The sequence below is a fragment of the Labrys sp. KB_33_2 genome (genome assembly GCF_052114505.1).
Classification (GTDB): Bacteria; Pseudomonadota; Alphaproteobacteria; order Rhizobiales; family Labraceae; genus Labrys.
The window spans coordinates 1-17,616 of record NZ_JBFREW010000036.1 but is presented as its reverse complement, the minus strand read 5'-3'; the positions used below and the strand labels follow the sequence as shown (position 1 = coordinate 17,616).

Here is a 17,616-nt window from a genome sequence, read left to right as displayed (position 1 = left end):
GGTACGGAGATGGTGATGCCTGGCGACAACATCGCCATGGAAGTGAACCTGATCGTGCCGATCGCCATGGAAGAGAAGCTGCGCTTCGCCATCCGTGAAGGCGGTCGTACCGTCGGCGCCGGCGTCGTCGCCGCAATCATCGAATAAGAACGGGCGAAAGCTTGAGTTCGGAACGGCGCAGCCTTGGCTGCGCCGTTTTTGTTTGTATTGGTGGCTTTTGCGTAAAGTGTTTTTGACGCGTTTTTTTAATCGAAAAGTCTATCAACCTTTCTGAAAAACGCTCTATCCGCATTCGAGGAACAGGTCATGATCGTCGTCACTACCAATGATCTCCCAGGTTACCGCGTCGTGAAGCATTTCGGCGTGGTGCGGGGCATCACCGTGCGTTCGCGCAGCGTGATCGGCAATATTGGTGGCGCCATCCAGTCGGTGTTCGGCGGCAAGCTGTCGGTCTATACCAATCTGGCGGAAACCGCCCGGCAGGAAGCCTATGAGCTTCTCGTGCGTCATGCCGAGGAACTGGGCGCCAATGCCATCATCGCCATGCGCTACGATGCCAATGAGATCATGGATGGAATCACCGAGGTGCTGGCCTATGGCACCGCGGTGGCCGTCGAGCCGGTCTAAGCGAGGCCGGGGCAGCCCGGGTATGAAAACTGCCATGAAATGCGGAGCGCCTGCAGGTCCGTCGCACTTCTGCCCTGGCGGCGATGAAAATTTACACAGCGATCCCCATCTGTGGGATTGCGCCAAATCATTTGCGCGGCTATGTAGGCGCCGCGCGAGCAACGCGTAGGGGTATAGCTCAGCTGGTAGAGCGACGGTCTCCAAAACCGTAGGTCGCAGGTTCGATCCCTGCTGCCCCTGCCAATTTACGCGGATGAGGCGTTTAGCTTTTTTCGCTCTGTCATGAAAGCCGGGGGATGGGGCTTGGCCGCACCCTCGGTTTTGTGTTGGCAAAAACGGCCGGACAGGATTTGCAAGCCCGCTGGGCGGGATCGCAGACCCTGCGAGGTTCACAGTCGTCGCAGAGCCTGGCTGGCCGGATCATTTCCGCTTCATCCACGCTCCGCTCAGGCCCGGCCTTGCATTTGCAAGGTAGGATTTCGAAATGAGTGCCGGAACAATCCTGTTTCGGTCAAGGCGGTAGAACGATGGCAAAGACGACTCCGATGGAGTTCTTGCGACAGGTTCGCAACGAAACGAACAAGGTCACCTGGCCCACCCGCCGGGAAACCATGATCACGGCCCTCATGGTCGTCATCTTCACCATCGCCATGGCCATCTTCTTCTCCATCACGGATGCCGTGTTGATCCGTGCCGTCTCCTTCATCGTGAATCTGGGCCGCTAGGGAAAATCCATAATGGCCAAGCGCTGGTACATCGTTCACGCCTATTCCAACTTCGAGAACAAGGTCGCGCAGTCGATTCGCGAGCAGATCGCCCAGCGTGGGCTCTCCGATCTGTTCGAAGAGATCCTGGTGCCGACCGAAAAGGTCGTCGAGGTTCGCCGCGGCCGCAAGGTCGACACCGAACGCAAGTTCTTCCCCGGCTATGTGCTGGTGAAGTGCGACCTGACGGACGAGGTGCATCACCTCATCAAGAACACGCCGAAGGTCACCGGCTTCCTGGGTGCCGACAAGTCCAAGCCCGTGCCGATTCCCGACCGTGAGGCGGAGCGCATCAAGGGGCAGGTCGCCGATGGCGTCGAGCGTCCCAAGCCCTCCGTCAGCTTCGAGGTCGGCGAGCAGGTCAAGGTCGCGGACGGCCCGTTCGCTTCCTTCAACGGCATCGTCGAGGAAGTCGACGAGGGTCGTGCCCGCCTCAAGGTGGCGGTTTCCATTTTCGGCCGGGCCACCCCGGTCGAACTCGAATATGGGCAGGTCGAGAAGGTTTGACCTGATTCCATACGCGGGAGGAGACATCGGGCCGATCGCCGCCCGATGAAACCGAACCGCGAAACTCCGGCCATCTCGATGGTCACCTGCCATCCTCTCGATGGCCTGCCATCCTCTTGATGGCTGATAACCGCGGGGCAACCCGCACAGGAGCAACAAATGGCGAAGAAAATTACGGGCTACGTCAAGCTTCAGGTTCCGGCCGGCGCCGCGAACCCGTCGCCGCCCATCGGCCCCGCGCTCGGTCAGCGCGGCCTGAACATCATGGAATTCTGCAAGGCCTTCAATGCGAAGACCGCGCAGATGACCAAGGGCATGCCGATCCCGGTCATCATCACGGCCTATCAGGACCGTTCCTTCACCTTCGAACTGAAGCTTCCCCCGGTGTCCTACTGGGTCAAGGAAGCTGCCGGCATCAAGTCGGGTTCACAGACCCCCGGCAAGGGCGCCAAGGCTGGCAAGATCACGATCGCTCAGATCCGTGAGATCGCCGAGAAGAAGCTGCCCGACCTCAACTGCGATACGGTCGAGGCCGCTATGGCCATGGTGAAGGGTTCCGCCCAGTCGATGGGCCTCGAGATCGTCGGGTGATATGATGGCACATCAAGGAAAGCGTATTCGCGCGGCCAAGGAAGGCATTGACCGCATCAAGCTCTACGGCCTGGATGAGGCTGTGGCCCTGATCAAGGACCGCGCCAAGGCCAAGTTCGACGAAACCGTCGAGATCGCCATGAATCTGGGCGTCGATCCCCGCCATGCCGACCAGATGGTCCGCGGTGTTTGCAACCTGCCCAACGGTTCGGGCCGGACGCTGCGCGTGGCCGTGTTCGCCCGCGGCGCCAAGGCTGACGAAGCCCGCGCTGCCGGTGCCGATGTGGTGGGCGCCGAGGATCTCGTCGAGATCGTCAATGGCGGCAAGATCGATTTCGATCGCTGCATCGCCACCCCGGACATGATGCCGCTGGTCGGCCGTCTGGGTAAGGTGCTCGGCCCGCGCGGCATGATGCCGAACCCGAAGGTCGGTACCGTGACCATGGACGTCACCTCGGCCGTGCAGGCTTCGAAGGGTGGTTCGGTCGAGTTCCGTGTCGAGAAGGCCGGCATCGTGCATGGCGCTATCGGCAAGGCCTCGTTCTCGGCCGACAAGCTCGCCGAGAACATCAAGGCTTTCGCCGACGCCGTGGTCAAGGCCAAGCCGACTGGCGCGAAGGGCACCTATGTCCAGCGCGTCGCCCTGTCCTCGACGATGGGCCCCGGCGTGAAGATCGATCCGGCCAGCGTGCTCAGCGCCTGATCCGGTTTGCATCGAACGATTTGAAAACCCCGCCGAAGCTGCTTCGGCGGGGTTTTCTATGACATAGCTAGCTTCAACTGCTCCTTGCCATTTTCGAAAATCATCATGTTTCGACGCCGATTTCTTTTCTCTCTTGGGAGGTGTCGCCATGACAGCAGGTGGCCTGCCACATCAGTGGTCAGAGGTATGTAGTCTACTCGCCAAGCGTGGCGTCGCAGGAATATCAGCCATGGGGCAATGCAGCCTACGCCTTCTTCAAGATCGTCAACGGCCAACTCGCGGCAAGCCGACTCCGAGGCGCACTTCTACGCCATCAACGATGGCAATGATTTAGGGGGCCTCTTCCTGACGCCGAACGATGCGCTCGCTGCCAGAACTTCGCCGTCCCAACCGCGTGATTGGCCCTATATCCCGAACTATCGTGCGCCATGGTACGGGAAGTTTCATTGAGAGGTCGCCAAAACGGGGGGGGCGGGGCGGGAATGCTGGCGAGCCGCCTTAGTTGTTCAATCACCGATAGGGGAGTCTGGGGTGTCGGTAAGCCAAAGCGCTTCGATGCGTTTTGGAAAAAGCGCCTTCCCAATGCAAATTCCCCCTTGGCAATTCGGCCAAGAGGGACTATATCGCGCTTCTCACTGAACTGATCAAAGGTTCATGACCCTGGGATGTGTAAACAGCCCGGGATTTTTGCTGTCCAAAGCAATTTGGACGGTAGGCTGGTCGGAAAGGTTTTCGAGCCTTGACGGCCATGTCCTGTCCGAGACTGCAGGCGCAGGGAAACCTGCTTAATCGCCGGGAGAGGCCCTGAAAAGCGCTCCTTTTGGCCTGCATAGACGGGGAAGACCGGTTTTCGGTATCCGCCTCGCGGCTGCCTCGTGAATTGGTTCGATCCGGCTCGCTCGTTGTGATGGCATGTGTCATTTTGACGCATATCCGATAACGAGGGACAGGCAATCGAGCGTCGCCTTTCAAGGTTCCGGTTCGCCGGTATCCCTAAGGCGGCAAATGCAACGGTCGGCTTTCCTTTGAATTTGGGAAAGCTGCAACCGGAGAGAGCAACGTGGAAAGAGCGGAAAAGCAGGAGTTCATCGGCGTTCTCCAGGAAGTCTTCAAGGCTTCTGGCGTCGTCGTCGTAGCTCACTATTCCGGCCTGACCGTCGCCCAGATGCAGAACCTGCGCAAGCAGGCCAAGGCAGCTGGTGCGACCGTGAAGGTCGCTAAGAACCGCCTCGCCAAGATCGCTCTCGATGGCACGGATGTGGCCTCCATCGCGCCCCTCATGAAGGGCCCGACCTTGATCGCTTATTCCAGCGATCCTGTGGCTGCTCCGAAGGTCGCCGTCGACTTCGCCAAGGCCAACGACAAGTTCGTTATCCTCGGCGGCGCGATGGGCAAGACCTCTCTGAACCAGGATGGTGTCAAGGCGCTTGCGTCTCTGCCGTCTCTGGACGAACTGCGCGCCAAGCTTATCGGCCTTATCCAGGCCCCGGCTACCAAGGTCGCTCAGGTCGTCAACGCACCGGCTGCCAAGCTGGCTCGCGTGTTCGGAGCCTATGCCAAGCGAGACGAAGCGGCGTAAGGCCGTTCGCAACCCGATAAACCGGTACGAACCTAAACTAAGGATTACGGACAATGTCCAAGATTGAAAAGATCGTTGAAGACCTCTCGAGCCTGACGGTTCTGGAAGCCGCTGACCTCGCCAAGGCCCTGGAAGAGAAGTGGGGCGTTTCGGCTGCTGCTGCTGTTGCAGTGTCGGCTGGCCCGGCTGCTGCGGCCGCTCCGGCTGCTGAAGCTCAGACCGAGTTCACCGTTGTTCTGGCTGCTGCTGGCGACAAGAAGATCGAGGTCATCAAGGAAGTCCGCGCGATCACCGGCCTCGGCCTCAAGGAAGCCAAGGACCTGGTCGAAGCTGCTCCGAAGCCCGTCAAGGAAGCCGTGGCCAAGGAAGAAGCCGACAAGATCAAGGCTGCCCTCGAGAAGGTCGGCGCCAAGGTCGAGCTCAAGTAAGCGAGCTTGCTTCAGGCGATTTGGCCCCGGGGTTTCCCCCGGGGCCTTTTCGGCGTTTTGGGGCCTTGCGCACCAGATGCCGGAACGGCGGACCAGAGAATCTTCGAGATTTCGATCCAATTGGATGAGATCGTTCGGGATTTTCCGGTCTGCCGTGACGAGAATGGCGAGGGCCGGTGATCCGGCCGACAGTTTCAGCACCGGGCCGCACCAGCGGCGCTGTGCCGGGCGGGGAGGGCAATCTTCCCTGCGATTCAAATGCCTGCAGGATCGGTGCAATGGTGCCGGGCCTGCTTGAAAGGACGAGGACCACATGGCTCAGACGACCAATGCCCGCAAGCGCGTCCGCCGGTTTTTCGGAAAGATCCGCGAAGTCGCGACGATGCCGAACCTGATCGAGGTTCAGAAGGCTTCCTACGACCAGTTTCTCCAGGTCTTGGAGCCCGAGAGCGGGCGGACGGATGAGGGATTGCAGACCGTATTCAAGTCGGTCTTCCCGATCTCGGACTTCTCCAACAAGGCGATGCTCGAATTCGTCCGCTACGAATTCGAAGCGCCGAAATATGACGTCGACGAGTGCCGCCAGCGCGGCATGACCTTTGCTGCGCCTCTCAAGGTGACACTGCGTCTGATCGTGTTCGATGTCGACGAGGAAACCGGCGCCCGCTCCGTGAAGGACATCAAGGAGCAGGACGTCTACATGGGCGACATGCCGCTCATGACCTCGAACGGCACCTTCATCGTCAACGGCACCGAGCGCGTCATCGTCTCCCAGATGCACCGTTCGCCGGGCGTGTTCTTCGATCACGACAAGGGCAAGACCCACTCGTCGGGCAAGCTCCTGTTCGCCGCACGCATCATTCCCTATCGCGGCTCCTGGCTCGACATCGAGTTCGATGCCAAGGACATCGTGCATGCGCGCATCGATCGCCGCCGCAAGATCCCGGTCTCCTCGCTGCTCTTTGCCCTCGGCATGGATGGCGAAGAAATTCTGCGTACCTTCTACAACTCCATCACCTATGTCCGCGACAAGGATGGCTGGCGCGTTCCCTATGACTGGAACCGTCTGAAGGGCGTCAAGCCGACCATCGATCTCATCGACGCCGATACCGGCGAAGTCGTGGTTGAAGCCGGCAAGAAACTGACGGCGCGTTCTGCCCGCGCGCTGGCCGACAAGGGCCTCAAGGCCCTGCGCGTCACGGATGAGGATCTGATCGGCCGTTACGTCGCCGAGGACATCGTCAATCTCAACACGGGCGAGGTCTATCTGGAAGCTGGCGACGAGCTCAGCGAGAAGAACCTGAAGCTGCTCGGCGACGAGGGTTTCGACGAGATTCCCGTGCTCGACATCGATCACGTCACGGTTGGTGGCTACATCCGCAACACGCTGGCGGTCGACAAGAACAACTCGCGCGAAGAGGCCTTGTTCGACATCTATCGCGTGATGCGTCCGGGTGAGCCGCCGACGATCGACTCCGCCGAGGCGATGTTCCAGTCGCTGTTCTTCGATTCCGAGCGTTACGACCTCTCGTCGGTCGGCCGCGTCAAGATGAACATGCGCCTCGACCTCGATGCCGAGGATACCGTCCGCGTGCTGCGCAAGGACGACATCCTGGCCGTGGTCAAGACGCTGGTGGACCTGCGCGACGGCAAGGGCGAGATCGACGACATCGATCATCTCGGCAACCGCCGCGTGCGCTCGGTCGGCGAGCTGATGGAAAATCAGTATCGCGTCGGCCTTCTGCGCATGGAGCGCGCCATCAAGGAGCGCATGTCCTCGGTCGACGTCGACACCGTGATGCCGCAGGATCTGATCAACGCCAAGCCGGCGGCTGCCGCCGTGCGCGAGTTCTTCGGCTCTTCGCAGCTCTCGCAGTTCATGGACCAGACCAACCCGCTGTCGGAAATCACCCACAAGCGCCGCTTGTCGGCGCTTGGCCCGGGTGGTCTGACCCGCGAGCGTGCCGGCTTCGAAGTGCGCGACGTGCATCCGACCCACTACGGCCGCATCTGCCCGATCGAGACGCCGGAAGGCCCGAATATCGGTCTGATCAACTCGCTGGCGACCTTTGCTCGCGTCAACAAATACGGCTTCATCGAGGCGCCCTACCGTCGCGTCCGCGACAGCAAGGTCACGCCCGAGGTCGTCTATCTGTCGGCGATGGAAGAGGGCAAATACTACGTCGCCCAGGCCAACATCCCGCTCGACCAGGAAGGTCGGCTGACCGAGGACTTCGTGGTCTGCCGTCATGCCGGTGAAAACGTCATGGTGACGCCTGACCGCGTCGACTACATGGACGTGTCGCCCAAGCAGCTGGTTTCGGTTGCCGCCGCGCTCATTCCCTTCATCGAGAATGACGACGCCAACCGGGCGCTGATGGGAGCGAACATGCAGCGTCAGGCCGTGCCGTTGGTGCGCGCCGATGCGCCGTTCGTCGGCACCGGCATGGAAAGCGTGGTGGCCCGTGACTCCGGCGCTGCCATCGGCGCCCGCCGCACCGGCATCGTCGACCAGATCGACGCGACGCGTATCGTTATCCGCGCCACCGCCGATCTCGATCCGACCCAGTCGGGCGTCGACATCTACCGCCTGATGAAGTTCCAGCGCTCCAACCAGTCGACCTGCATCACGCAGAAGCCGCTGGTCCGCGTCGGCGACGTCGTGAAGAAGGGTGACATCATCGCCGACGGTCCCTCGACCGAACTCGGCGAGCTGGCGCTCGGCCGTAACGTGCTCGTCGCGTTCATGCCCTGGAACGGCTACAACTTCGAGGACTCCATCCTGCTCAGCGAGAACATCGCCAAGGAGGACGTGTTCACCTCGATCCACATCGACGAATTCGAAGTGATGGCCCGCGATACCAAGCTGGGTCCGGAAGAAATCACGCGCGACATTCCGAACGTCTCGGAAGAAGCGCTGAAGAACCTGGACGAGGCTGGCATCGTCTATATCGGCGCCGAGGTGCAGGCCGGCGACATCCTGGTCGGCAAGATCACGCCGAAGGGCGAGAGCCCGATGACGCCGGAAGAAAAGCTCCTGCGCGCCATCTTCGGCGAAAAGGCTTCCGACGTGCGCGATACCTCGTTGCGCGTTCCCCCGGGCGTCACCGGCACCATCGTCGAAGTGCGCGTGTTCAACCGCCACGGCGTCGACAAGGACGAGCGTGCCCAGGCGATCGAGCGCGAAGAGATCGAGCGCCTGGCCAAGGACCGTGACGACGAGCAGGCGATCCTCGACCGCAACGTCTATCAGCGTCTCGTCGAATTGCTCGAGGGCAAGGCGGCGATCGGCGGGCCTAAGGGCTTCAAGAAGGAGACGGTGCTTACTGCCGACGTGATGCAGGAGTATCCGCGCTCGCAGTGGTGGAACTTCGCCGTGGCCGACGACGCTCTGATGAGCGAGGTCGAGGCCATGCGCAAGCAGTACGACGAATCCAAGAAGCGCCTTGAACAGCGCTTCCTGGACAAGGTCGAGAAGCTGCAGCGTGGCGACGAACTGCCGCCCGGCGTGATGAAGATGGTTAAGGTCTTCGTCGCCGTGAAGCGCAAGATCCAGCCGGGTGACAAGATGGCAGGCCGTCACGGCAACAAGGGCGTGGTTTCGCGCATCATGCCGATCGAAGACATGCCTTTCCTCGAGGATGGCACGCCGGTCGACATCGTGCTCAACCCGCTCGGTGTTCCCAGCCGCATGAATGTCGGTCAGATTCTCGAAACCCATATGGGTTGGGCAGCTGCCGGTCTCGGCAAACTCGTTGGCGATGCCATCGACGCCTATAAGAGGGGCAAGGGGGCCAAGCAGCTCAAGGATACGCTCGACCGCATCTACGGCAAAAATGAAGAGATCGAGTCCATGGACGAGCGTGAGCTCGTCGACATGTCCTCGACGCTTCGCCGCGGCGTGCCGATCGCGACCCCGGTCTTCGACGGCGCCAAGGAAAGCGACATCGTCGACTTCCTCAGGATGGCGGGGCATGACGCCTCGGGTCAGGTGCAGCTCTACGACGGGCGCACGGGCAATCCCTTCGACCGCAAGGTGACAGTCGGCTACATCTACATGCTGAAGCTGCACCATCTGGTCGACGACAAGATCCATGCCCGTTCGATCGGCCCGTACTCGCTGGTCACGCAGCAGCCGCTGGGTGGCAAGGCGCAGTTCGGCGGTCAGCGCTTCGGCGAAATGGAGGTGTGGGCCCTGGAAGCCTACGGCGCCGCCTACACGCTGCAGGAGATGCTCACCGTCAAGTCGGACGACGTGGCGGGCCGCACCAAGGTCTACGAGGCCATCGTGCGCGGCGACGACACCTTCGAGGCGGGCATTCCGGAATCGTTCAACGTGCTGGTCAAGGAAATGCGTTCGCTGGGCCTCAATGTCGAGCTCACCGGCCTGCGCAACGCCGACCAGATGCTGCCGCCGGCCGAAGCTGCCGAGTGACATTGCCCGGGAGGCGGGTCTTCGGACCCGCCGTGACCGTGCCGCGAATGAGGCGGGTCTGAAGACCCGCCCCCCATTTTTATCCGCGCGGGCAGGGGCGTTGGCCCCGCCTTAGCGCAAACCTGGAGACGGCCATGAACCAAGAGGTCATGAATCTCTTCAATCCGGTAGCGCAGCCGCAGACCTTCGATCAGATCAAGATCTCGATCGCTTCGCCGGAAAAGATTCTTTCCTGGTCCTACGGCGAGATCAAGAAGCCGGAGACCATTAACTACCGTACGTTCAAGCCCGAACGTGACGGCTTGTTCTGCGCGCGCATCTTCGGACCCATCAAGGATTACGAGTGCTTGTGCGGCAAGTACAAGCGCATGAAGTACAAGGGCGTCATCTGCGAGAAGTGCGGCGTCGAAGTCACGCTGTCGCGCGTCCGCCGCGAGCGCATGGGCCATATCGAACTCGCTGCGCCCGTCGCCCATATCTGGTTCCTGAAGTCGCTGCCGAGCCGCATCGGCCTCTTGATGGATATGACGCTCAAGGATCTCGAGCGCATCCTGTACTTCGAATATTACGTTGTGATCGAGCCCGGCCTTACCCCCTTGAAGGAGCGTCAACTCCTCTCTGAGGATGAGTATGCGCGCGCTCAGGACGAGTATGGCGAGGACAGCTTCACCGCGATGATCGGCGCCGAGGCCATCCGCGAGATGCTGCGCTCCATGGATCTGGAGAAGATCGCGGCGGATCTGCGCGTCGAGATCGCCGAGTCCACCTCGGAGCTCAAGCCCAAGAAGCTGGCCAAGCGCCTGAAGATCATCGAGGCCTTCGTCCAGTCGGGCAACAAGCCTGAATGGATGATCCTGACGGCCGTGCCGGTGATCCCGCCGGATCTGCGCCCGCTCGTCCCGCTCGACGGTGGCCGCTTCGCGACCTCGGACCTCAACGATCTCTATCGCCGTGTCATCAACCGCAACAATCGTCTGAAGCGGCTGATCGAACTGCGTGCGCCTGACATCATCATCCGTAACGAAAAGCGCATGCTGCAGGAAGCTGTGGACGCGCTGTTCGACAACGGCCGCCGTGGCCGCGTCATCACCGGCGCCAACAAGCGCCCGCTGAAGTCGCTGTCCGACATGCTCAAGGGCAAGCAGGGCCGGTTCCGCCAGAACCTGCTCGGCAAGCGCGTCGACTATTCCGGCCGTTCGGTCATCGTCGTCGGTCCTGAGCTGAAGCTGCATCAGTGCGGTCTGCCCAAGAAGATGGCGCTGGAGCTGTTCAAGCCCTTTATTTATTCGCGTCTCGACGCCAAGGGGCTTTCCGCGACCGTCAAGCAGGCCAAGAAGTTGGTCGAGAAGGAAAAGCCGGAAGTCTGGGATATCCTCGACGAGGTCATCCGCGAGCATCCGGTGCTGCTCAACCGTGCTCCGACGCTGCATCGCCTCGGCATCCAGGCCTTCGAGCCGGTGCTGATCGAAGGCAAGGCCATCCAGCTGCATCCGCTTGTCTGCACCGCCTTCAATGCGGACTTCGACGGTGACCAGATGGCCGTGCACGTCCCGCTGTCGCTCGAAGCGCAGCTGGAAGCGCGCGTGCTGATGATGTCGACCAACAACATCCTGCATCCGGCCAATGGTCAGCCGATCATCGTGCCGTCGCAGGACGTCGTGCTCGGCCTGTATTATGTGACGCTGATGTCGGACGGCGAGCCCGGGCAGGGCATGGTGTTCGGCAACGTCGGCGAACTCGATCATGCGATCGACAACAGAGTCGTCACGCTGCACTCGAAGATCAAGTGGCGCTGGAGGGGCATCGATGCCGAAGGCAACGAGGTCACCAAGATCTACGACACCACGCCCGGCCGCGTGAAGCTGGCCGAGCTGCTGCCGAAGAATCCCAAGATCTCCTTCGAGGCCGCCAACAATCTGATGACGAAGAAGGCAATCTCCGCCCTCATCGACGTCGTCTATCGCAACGTGGGTCAGAAGGAGGCGGTCATCTTCTGCGACCGCATCATGACGCTCGGCTTCTCCAACGCCTTTAAGGCGGGCATCTCCTTCGGCAAGGACGACATCGTCGTGCCGGAGAACAAGTGGAAGATCGTGGCCGAGACCGACGCTCTCGCGAAGGATTACGAGCAGCAGTACAATGACGGCCTGATCACCCAGGGTGAGAAGTACAACAAGGTCGTCGATGCTTGGGCCAAGTGTGCCGATCGTCTCGCCAAGGAGATGATGGACCGCATTTCGGCCGTGAAGAAGGACGAGAGCGGCCGCGACAAGCCGATCAACTCCATCTACATGATGGCGCACTCCTCGGCCCGCGGTTCGCCGGCCCAGATGCGTCAGCTCGGCGCCATGCGCGGCCTGATGGCCAAGCCGTCGGGTGAAATCATCGAGACGCCGATCATCTCGAACTTCAAGGAAGGCCTCACCGTGCTCGAGTACTTCAACTCGACCCACGGCGCCCGCAAGGGTCTGGCCGACACCGCCTTGAAGACGGCGAACTCGGGTTATCTGACGCGTCGTCTCGTCGACGTCGCCCAGGACTCGATCATCACCGAGACCGATTGCGGCTCGGAAGGCGGCATCGGTGTTCGTGCGATCGTCGATGCGGGCCAGGTCGTGGCTTCGCTCGGCATTCGCGTCCTCGGTCGTACTGCGGCTCAGAACATCACCGACCCCTCGACCGGCACCGTCATCGTGCCGAAGGGCGAGATGATCGACGAGAAGGCGGTCGACCTGATCAGTGCCTCGGGCCTGCAGGAGATCAAGATCCGTTCGGTGCTCACCTGCGAGACCAAGAACGGCGTCTGCGCCACCTGCTATGGTCGCGACCTGGCACGCGGCACGCGCGTCAATATGGGCGAGGCTGTCGGTGTCATTGCGGCACAGTCGATCGGTGAGCCGGGTACACAGCTCACCATGCGTACCTTCCACATCGGTGGCGCGGCGCAGATCAACGAGCAGTCGAACATCGAGTCCACCTTCGAGGGCACGGTCAAGATCCGTAACCGCAACGTGGTGCGGAACACGGACGGCGAGCTGATTGCCATGGCCCGCAACCTGGCTGTCGTGGTCCTCGACCATGACGGCACGGAGCGCTCGGTCAACCGCGTCCCCTATGGTGCCCGCATCAAGGTCGATGACGGTGACAAGATCAAGCGCGGCCAGCGTATCGCCGAGTGGGATCCCTACACCCGCCCGGTGATCACCGAACTCGATGGTGTGATCGGCTATGAGGATCTGGTCGACGGCATCTCGGTTAACGAGAGTGCCGACGAGTCGACCGGCATCACCAAGCGCGTGGTCTCCGACTGGCGGACGTCGAGCCGCTCGGCGGATCTGCGTCCGGCCCTGGTGATCAAGGGCGGCGACGGCAAGATCGCCAAGCTGTCGCGCGGCGGCGACGCCCGCTACTTCCTGGCGGCCGAATCCGTCATCTCGGTCGATCCAGGCTCGAAGGTGAATGCCGGCGACGTCATCGCCCGCGTGCCGCTGGAGAGCGCCAAGACCCGCGACATCACGGGCGGTCTGCCGCGCGTGGCCGAGTTGTTCGAGGCTCGTCGTCCGAAGGATGCGGCGATCATCGCCGAAATCACCGGCACGATCCAGTTCGGTCGCGACTACAAGAACAAGCGTCGTCTCGTGATCCAGCCGCATGAGGCTGATCAGGAGCCGGTCGAATATCTGATCCCGAAGGGCAAGCACATCCATCTCCAGGACGGCGACGTCGTCGAGAAGGGTGACTTCATCGTCGATGGTAACCCGGCTCCGCACGATATTCTGGCGGTCAAGGGCGTCGAGGAACTGGCGGCCTACCTGGTCAACGAAATCCAGGAAGTCTACCGCCTGCAGGGCGTGCAGATTAACGACAAGCACATCGAAGTGATCGTCCGGCAGATGCTGCAGAAGATCGAGGTCACCGACGCCGGTGAGACCGAGTTCCTGCCCAGCGAGCAGGTCGACCGCATCGAGTTCGAAGAGGCCAACCTCAAGGCGGTCGAGGAGGGCAGGAAGCCTGCGGTGGGCCATCCGGTGCTGCTCGGCATCACCAAGGCTTCGCTGCAGACGCGTTCGTTCATCTCGGCGGCCTCCTTCCAGGAAACCACCCGCGTGCTCACCGAAGCTGCCGTCAACGGCAAGTCGGATACGCTGGAGGGCCTCAAGGAGAACGTCATCGTCGGCCGCCTCATCCCGGCCGGTACTGGCGCCCAGGTTGCTCGGGTCCGCGAGATCGCCAAGCGCCGCGACGATCTCATCCTGCAGCAGAAGCAGGCCGAGGCCGGTGTTCCGGCTACGCCGGCGGCCGAAGCCGAAGTCGTGGCATTGCCCGCGGCGGAGTAAGAAAATTCAACCGATCGGTTGAATGGGAGGGCGGCTTGCAAGAGCCGCCCTTTCGTCTTTGAGGGAGCCGTGATCATGACGAGGGAGGGGCAGACCCGAAGCCTGAAGTCATGCAAAACGGCAAAGGGGCTATGCGAAAGGCCCTATCGGCTCAAAAACCTCATTTATTGGTAAATTTGACACGCTTCGCGCTTGACGAGAGGCGAGTCGGCAGTTAAAGACCACATCACTTTCAGGGCGGGCCGTAAGCCGTATTGTTCCTGCAGTCGACAAGACGCGGAACTGATCGCTTAAACGCTGCCTCCGGGCTACCAGACACAGTTCCGGTCATGATCGTACGCTCTGCGTTGCGATCCTCTGTGGGTGTCGCGCTTGCATCCCCTAATAGGGAAGCTGGCGCGGTTTCGTTTTGCGTGATTGCTCACGCAGGGCAAAGCAGTGCGTTCGTAGGGGCGTACTAATCGATGTTGAAGGGCGAACGATGCCAACCATTAGCCAGCTGATCCGCAAGCCGCGCGAACCGAAAGTGTATCGCGAGAAGGCGCGCCACCTGGAAGCATGCCCGCAGAAGCGCGGTGTGTGCACTCGTGTGTATACGACGACTCCGAAGAAGCCGAACTCGGCTTTGCGTAAGGTTGCCAAGGTGCGTCTCACCAATGGCTTCGAGGTCATCGGCTACATCCCCGGCGAAGGCCATAACCTTCAGGAGCATTCCGTGGTCATGATCCGCGGCGGCCGCGTGAAGGATTTGCCCGGCGTCCGCTATCACATTCTCCGCGGCGTTCTCGATACCCAGGGTGTCAAGAACCGTAAGCAGCGCCGTTCGAAGTACGGCGCGAAGCGTCCGAAGTAAGGGAAGATTTCACCATGTCCCGTCGCCATCGTGCAGAAAAGCGTGAGATCATTCCGGATCCGAAGTTCGGTGATCTCGTCGTGACCAAGTTCATGAATGCCATCATGTATGATGGCAAGAAGTCGGTTGCCGAGAAGATCGTCTACGACGCTTTCGACACCATCGAAGCCAAGGCCAAGCAGAGCCCGATCACGGTGTTCCAGACTGCCTTGTCGAATGTCGCCCCGGCGATCGAGGTTCGCTCCCGCCGCGTTGGTGGTGCGACCTATCAGGTCCCGGTCGAAGTTCGTCCGGAGCGCCGCCAGGCTCTCGCCATCCGTTGGATCCTCAGCGCGGCCCGTAACCGCAACGAGAAGACCATGGAAGAGAAGCTGTCGGGCGAGCTGCTCGACGCCTCCAACAATCGCGGCAACGCCGTGAAGAAACGCGAAGACACGCACCGGATGGCGGAAGCCAACCGCGCCTTCTCGCATTACCGCTGGTAAGCCGGAAGACAGGACTGAGGATCACACGATGGCCCGCACCCACGCGATCGAGGACTACCGCAACTTTGGTATTATGGCGCATATCGACGCCGGTAAGACCACGACGACCGAGCGGATCCTTTACTACACCGGCAAGTCCCACAAGATCGGCGAAGTCCATGACGGCGCCGCCACCATGGACTTCATGACCCAGGAGCAGGAGCGCGGCATCACGATCACGTCCGCCGCGACGACCGCTCTGTGGGCCGGCAAGCGCCTGAACATCATCGACACCCCCGGTCACGTCGACTTCACCATCGAAGTCGAGCGTTCGCTGCGCGTGCTCGACGGTGCCGTCTGCGTGCTCGACTCCAACCAAGGCGTCGAGCCTCAGACCGAGACCGTCTGGCGCCAGGGTGACAAGTACAAGGTTCCGCGTATCGTCTTCGCCAACAAGATGGATAAGACGGGCGCCGACTTCTACAAGTGCCTCGACGACATCGTGAAGCGCCTTGGCGCCAAGCCGATCGCCATTCAGCTGCCGATCGGTTCGGAGTCGAACTTCAAGGGCATCATCGATCTCGTTCGCATGAAGGCCGTGATCTGGTCGGGTGAATCGCTGGGCGCCGAGTTCGACGCCGATCTGCCGATCCCGGAAGACATGGTCGAGAAGGCCGTCGAGTACCGCAACATGCTCATCGAAGCTGCTGTGGAACTCGATGACGAGGTTCTCGCTGCCTTCTTCGATGGCCAGGAGCCGGATGAAGCGACGCTGAAGCGTCTGATCCGCAAGGCCGTCCTCACGGGCGCCTTCTATCCGGTTCTCGCTGGTTCCGCCTTCAAGAACAAGGGCGTACAGACCCTTCTTGATGCCGTGGTCGACTATCTGCCGTCGCCTGTCGACGTGCCGGCCATCAAGGGCATCGACCCGGAGACCGAAGAAGAAATCGAGCGCAAGTCTTCGGACTCCGAGCCTCTTTCTCTTCTCGGCTTCAAGATCATGGACGACCAGTATGGTGTCCTGACCTTCTGCCGCATCTACTCGGGCAAGCTCGAGAAGGGCGTCTCGCTGCTCAACTCCTCCCGCGAGAAGACCGAGCGTGTCGGCCGCATGGTACTCATGCATGCCAACAACCGCGAGGAAATCGCTGAAGCCTATGCTGGCGACATCGTCGCCTTGGTTGGCCTCAAGGACACCCGCACCGGCGACACCCTGTGCGATCCCAACAAGCCCGTCATCCTGGAACGCATGGAATTCCCCGAGCCCGTCATCGAGATGGCCGTGGAACCCAAGACCAAGGCGGACCAGGAAAAGATGGCTTTGGCCCTGATCAAGCTCGCTTCGGAGGATCCGTCCTTCCGTGTGTCGACCGATCAGGAATCCGGCCAGACCATCATCAAGGGCATGGGTGAACTCCATCTCGACATCAAGGTCGACATTCTGCGTCGTACCCACAAGGTCGAGGTCAATGTCGGCGCGCCGCAGGTGGCCTTCCGCGAGAAGATCACCAAGAAGGCCGAGATCGACTACACCCACAAGAAGCAGACCGGCGGTACCGGCCAGTTCGCTCGCGTCAAGTTCGTCGTCGAGCCGAACGAACCCGGCAAGGGCTTCGAATTCGAATCGAAGATCATCGGCGGTTCGGTGCCCAAGGAATATATTCCCGGCGTCGAAAAGGGCCTCAACTCGGTTCTGGGTGCGGGCATCGTCGCCGGCTTCCCGGTTGTCGACGTCAAGGTCACGCTGATCGACGGTGCCTTCCACGAAGTCGACTCGTCGGCTCTGGCCTTCGAAATCGCCTCGCGCGCCGCTCTTCGTGAAGGTTTGCAGAAGGGCCATTCGGTCCTGCTCGAGCCGATCATGAAGGTCGAAGTCGTTACCCCGGAAGAATATACCGGCTCGGTCATCGGCGATCTCAACTCCCGGCGTGGACAGATCCAGGGCCAGGACATGCGCGGCAACGCGAATGTCGTGAACGCCATGGTTCCGCTCATGAACATGTTCGGCTACGTCAACCAGCTGCGTTCCTTTACCCAGGGCCGCGCCAGCTACACGATGCAGTTCGATCATTACGAACAGGCGCCGTCCAACGTCGCTGCTGAAATCCAGGCGAAGTACGCCTGATCCCCTTGATTTGAGTTTCATCCGCCGTTTCGGCGACAGGTGAAGGAGGCCCCGATGGCCAAAGAGAAATTTGAACGCAACAAGCCGCACTGCAACATCGGCACGATTGGTCACGTTGACCATGGCAAGACGTCGCTGACAGCGGCGATCACGAAGGTGCTTGCCGAGACGGGCGGTGCGACGTTCACGGCGTATGACCAGAT

At 61.1% G+C, this 17,616-nt stretch carries 13 protein-coding genes, 1 tRNA gene and 1 pseudogene; all 15 read left to right on the top strand.

Annotated elements, in window-relative coordinates; genetic code table 11:
• Nucleotides 1–147 (top strand): annotated as a pseudogene (tuf, locus tag AB4037_RS33725) (elongation factor Tu); the annotation flags it as partial.
• A gap of 159 nt (nucleotides 148–306) precedes the next feature.
• Complete coding sequence (locus AB4037_RS33720) at nucleotides 307–627, top strand: YbjQ family protein (RefSeq protein ID WP_105865681.1); 321 nt, start codon at nucleotides 307–309, stop codon at nucleotides 625–627.
• 167 nt (nucleotides 628–794) lie between these two features.
• Nucleotides 795–870 (top strand) — tRNA-Trp (locus AB4037_RS33715).
• A 284-nt stretch (nucleotides 871–1,154) separates the two neighbouring features.
• Nucleotides 1,155–1,352 carry a preprotein translocase subunit SecE gene (gene secE, locus AB4037_RS33710; protein ID WP_434956979.1) on the top strand — a complete coding sequence of 66 codons (198 nt, stop codon included), beginning with the start codon at nucleotides 1,155–1,157 and terminating at the stop codon, nucleotides 1,350–1,352.
• A gap of 12 nt (nucleotides 1,353–1,364) precedes the next feature.
• Nucleotides 1,365–1,898, top strand: a complete 534-nt coding sequence (gene nusG, locus AB4037_RS33705; RefSeq protein WP_441774526.1) for a transcription termination/antitermination protein NusG — start codon at nucleotides 1,365–1,367, stop codon at nucleotides 1,896–1,898.
• A 159-nt stretch (nucleotides 1,899–2,057) separates the two neighbouring features.
• Complete coding sequence (rplK, locus tag AB4037_RS33700; RefSeq protein WP_105865683.1) at nucleotides 2,058–2,489, top strand: 50S ribosomal protein L11; 432 nt, start codon at nucleotides 2,058–2,060, stop codon at nucleotides 2,487–2,489.
• A gap of 4 nt (nucleotides 2,490–2,493) precedes the next feature.
• On the top strand, nucleotides 2,494–3,192 hold the full coding sequence (gene rplA / locus AB4037_RS33695) for a 50S ribosomal protein L1 (RefSeq protein ID WP_434959656.1): 699 nt from the start codon (nucleotides 2,494–2,496) through the stop codon (nucleotides 3,190–3,192).
• A 1,060-nt stretch (nucleotides 3,193–4,252) separates the two neighbouring features.
• Entirely contained in the window at nucleotides 4,253–4,771 is a 519-nt protein-coding gene (rplJ, locus tag AB4037_RS33690) for a 50S ribosomal protein L10 (protein WP_434956976.1), read from the top strand.
• Nucleotides 4,772–4,824: 53 nt separating this feature from the next.
• On the top strand, nucleotides 4,825–5,199 hold the full coding sequence (gene rplL, locus AB4037_RS33685) for a 50S ribosomal protein L7/L12 (protein ID WP_434956975.1): 375 nt from the start codon (nucleotides 4,825–4,827) through the stop codon (nucleotides 5,197–5,199).
• Between the two features lie 313 nt (nucleotides 5,200–5,512).
• Nucleotides 5,513–9,634 carry a DNA-directed RNA polymerase subunit beta gene (gene rpoB / locus AB4037_RS33680; protein ID WP_434956974.1) on the top strand — a complete coding sequence of 1,374 codons (4,122 nt, stop codon included), beginning with the start codon at nucleotides 5,513–5,515 and terminating at the stop codon, nucleotides 9,632–9,634.
• Between the two features lie 134 nt (nucleotides 9,635–9,768).
• The gene (rpoC, locus tag AB4037_RS33675; RefSeq protein WP_434956973.1) at nucleotides 9,769–13,971 is read left to right on the top strand and encodes a DNA-directed RNA polymerase subunit beta'; all 4,203 of its coding nucleotides are present in this window, start codon (nucleotides 9,769–9,771) and stop codon (nucleotides 13,969–13,971) included.
• 481 nt (nucleotides 13,972–14,452) lie between these two features.
• Nucleotides 14,453–14,824: a 30S ribosomal protein S12 gene (gene rpsL / locus AB4037_RS33670; protein ID WP_068299562.1), complete on the top strand. Its 372-nt coding sequence runs from the start codon at nucleotides 14,453–14,455 to the stop codon at nucleotides 14,822–14,824.
• A gap of 14 nt (nucleotides 14,825–14,838) precedes the next feature.
• Nucleotides 14,839–15,309, top strand: coding sequence for a 30S ribosomal protein S7 (gene rpsG, locus AB4037_RS33665; RefSeq protein ID WP_068299564.1), 471 nt, complete (start codon nucleotides 14,839–14,841; stop codon nucleotides 15,307–15,309).
• A gap of 28 nt (nucleotides 15,310–15,337) precedes the next feature.
• Nucleotides 15,338–17,413: an elongation factor G gene (fusA, locus tag AB4037_RS33660; protein ID WP_434956972.1), complete on the top strand. Its 2,076-nt coding sequence runs from the start codon at nucleotides 15,338–15,340 to the stop codon at nucleotides 17,411–17,413.
• A gap of 54 nt (nucleotides 17,414–17,467) precedes the next feature.
• Nucleotides 17,468–17,616, top strand: a 149-nt coding sequence (locus AB4037_RS33655) for a GTP-binding protein (RefSeq protein WP_441520703.1), incomplete at its 3' end; no start/stop codon positions are given.

What these genes read in the sequence shown, in the direction of transcription:
- AB4037_RS33720 (WP_105865681.1), top strand. Translation starts at nt 307, where the DNA reads ATGATCGTCGTCACTACCAATGATCTCCCAGGTTACCGCGTCGTGAAG.
- secE (WP_434956979.1), top strand. Translation starts at nt 1,155, where the DNA reads ATGGCAAAGACGACTCCGATGGAGTTCTTGCGACAGGTTCGCAACGAA.
- nusG (WP_441774526.1), top strand. Translation starts at nt 1,365, where the DNA reads ATGGCCAAGCGCTGGTACATCGTTCACGCCTATTCCAACTTCGAGAAC.
- rplK (WP_105865683.1), top strand. Translation starts at nt 2,058, where the DNA reads ATGGCGAAGAAAATTACGGGCTACGTCAAGCTTCAGGTTCCGGCCGGC.
- rplA (WP_434959656.1), top strand. Translation starts at nt 2,494, where the DNA reads ATGGCACATCAAGGAAAGCGTATTCGCGCGGCCAAGGAAGGCATTGAC.
- rplL (WP_434956975.1), top strand. Translation starts at nt 4,825, where the DNA reads ATGTCCAAGATTGAAAAGATCGTTGAAGACCTCTCGAGCCTGACGGTT.
- rpoB (WP_434956974.1), top strand. Translation starts at nt 5,513, where the DNA reads ATGGCTCAGACGACCAATGCCCGCAAGCGCGTCCGCCGGTTTTTCGGA.
- rpoC (WP_434956973.1), top strand. Translation starts at nt 9,769, where the DNA reads ATGAACCAAGAGGTCATGAATCTCTTCAATCCGGTAGCGCAGCCGCAG.
- rpsL (WP_068299562.1), top strand. Translation starts at nt 14,453, where the DNA reads ATGCCAACCATTAGCCAGCTGATCCGCAAGCCGCGCGAACCGAAAGTG.
- rpsG (WP_068299564.1), top strand. Translation starts at nt 14,839, where the DNA reads ATGTCCCGTCGCCATCGTGCAGAAAAGCGTGAGATCATTCCGGATCCG.
- fusA (WP_434956972.1), top strand. Translation starts at nt 15,338, where the DNA reads ATGGCCCGCACCCACGCGATCGAGGACTACCGCAACTTTGGTATTATG.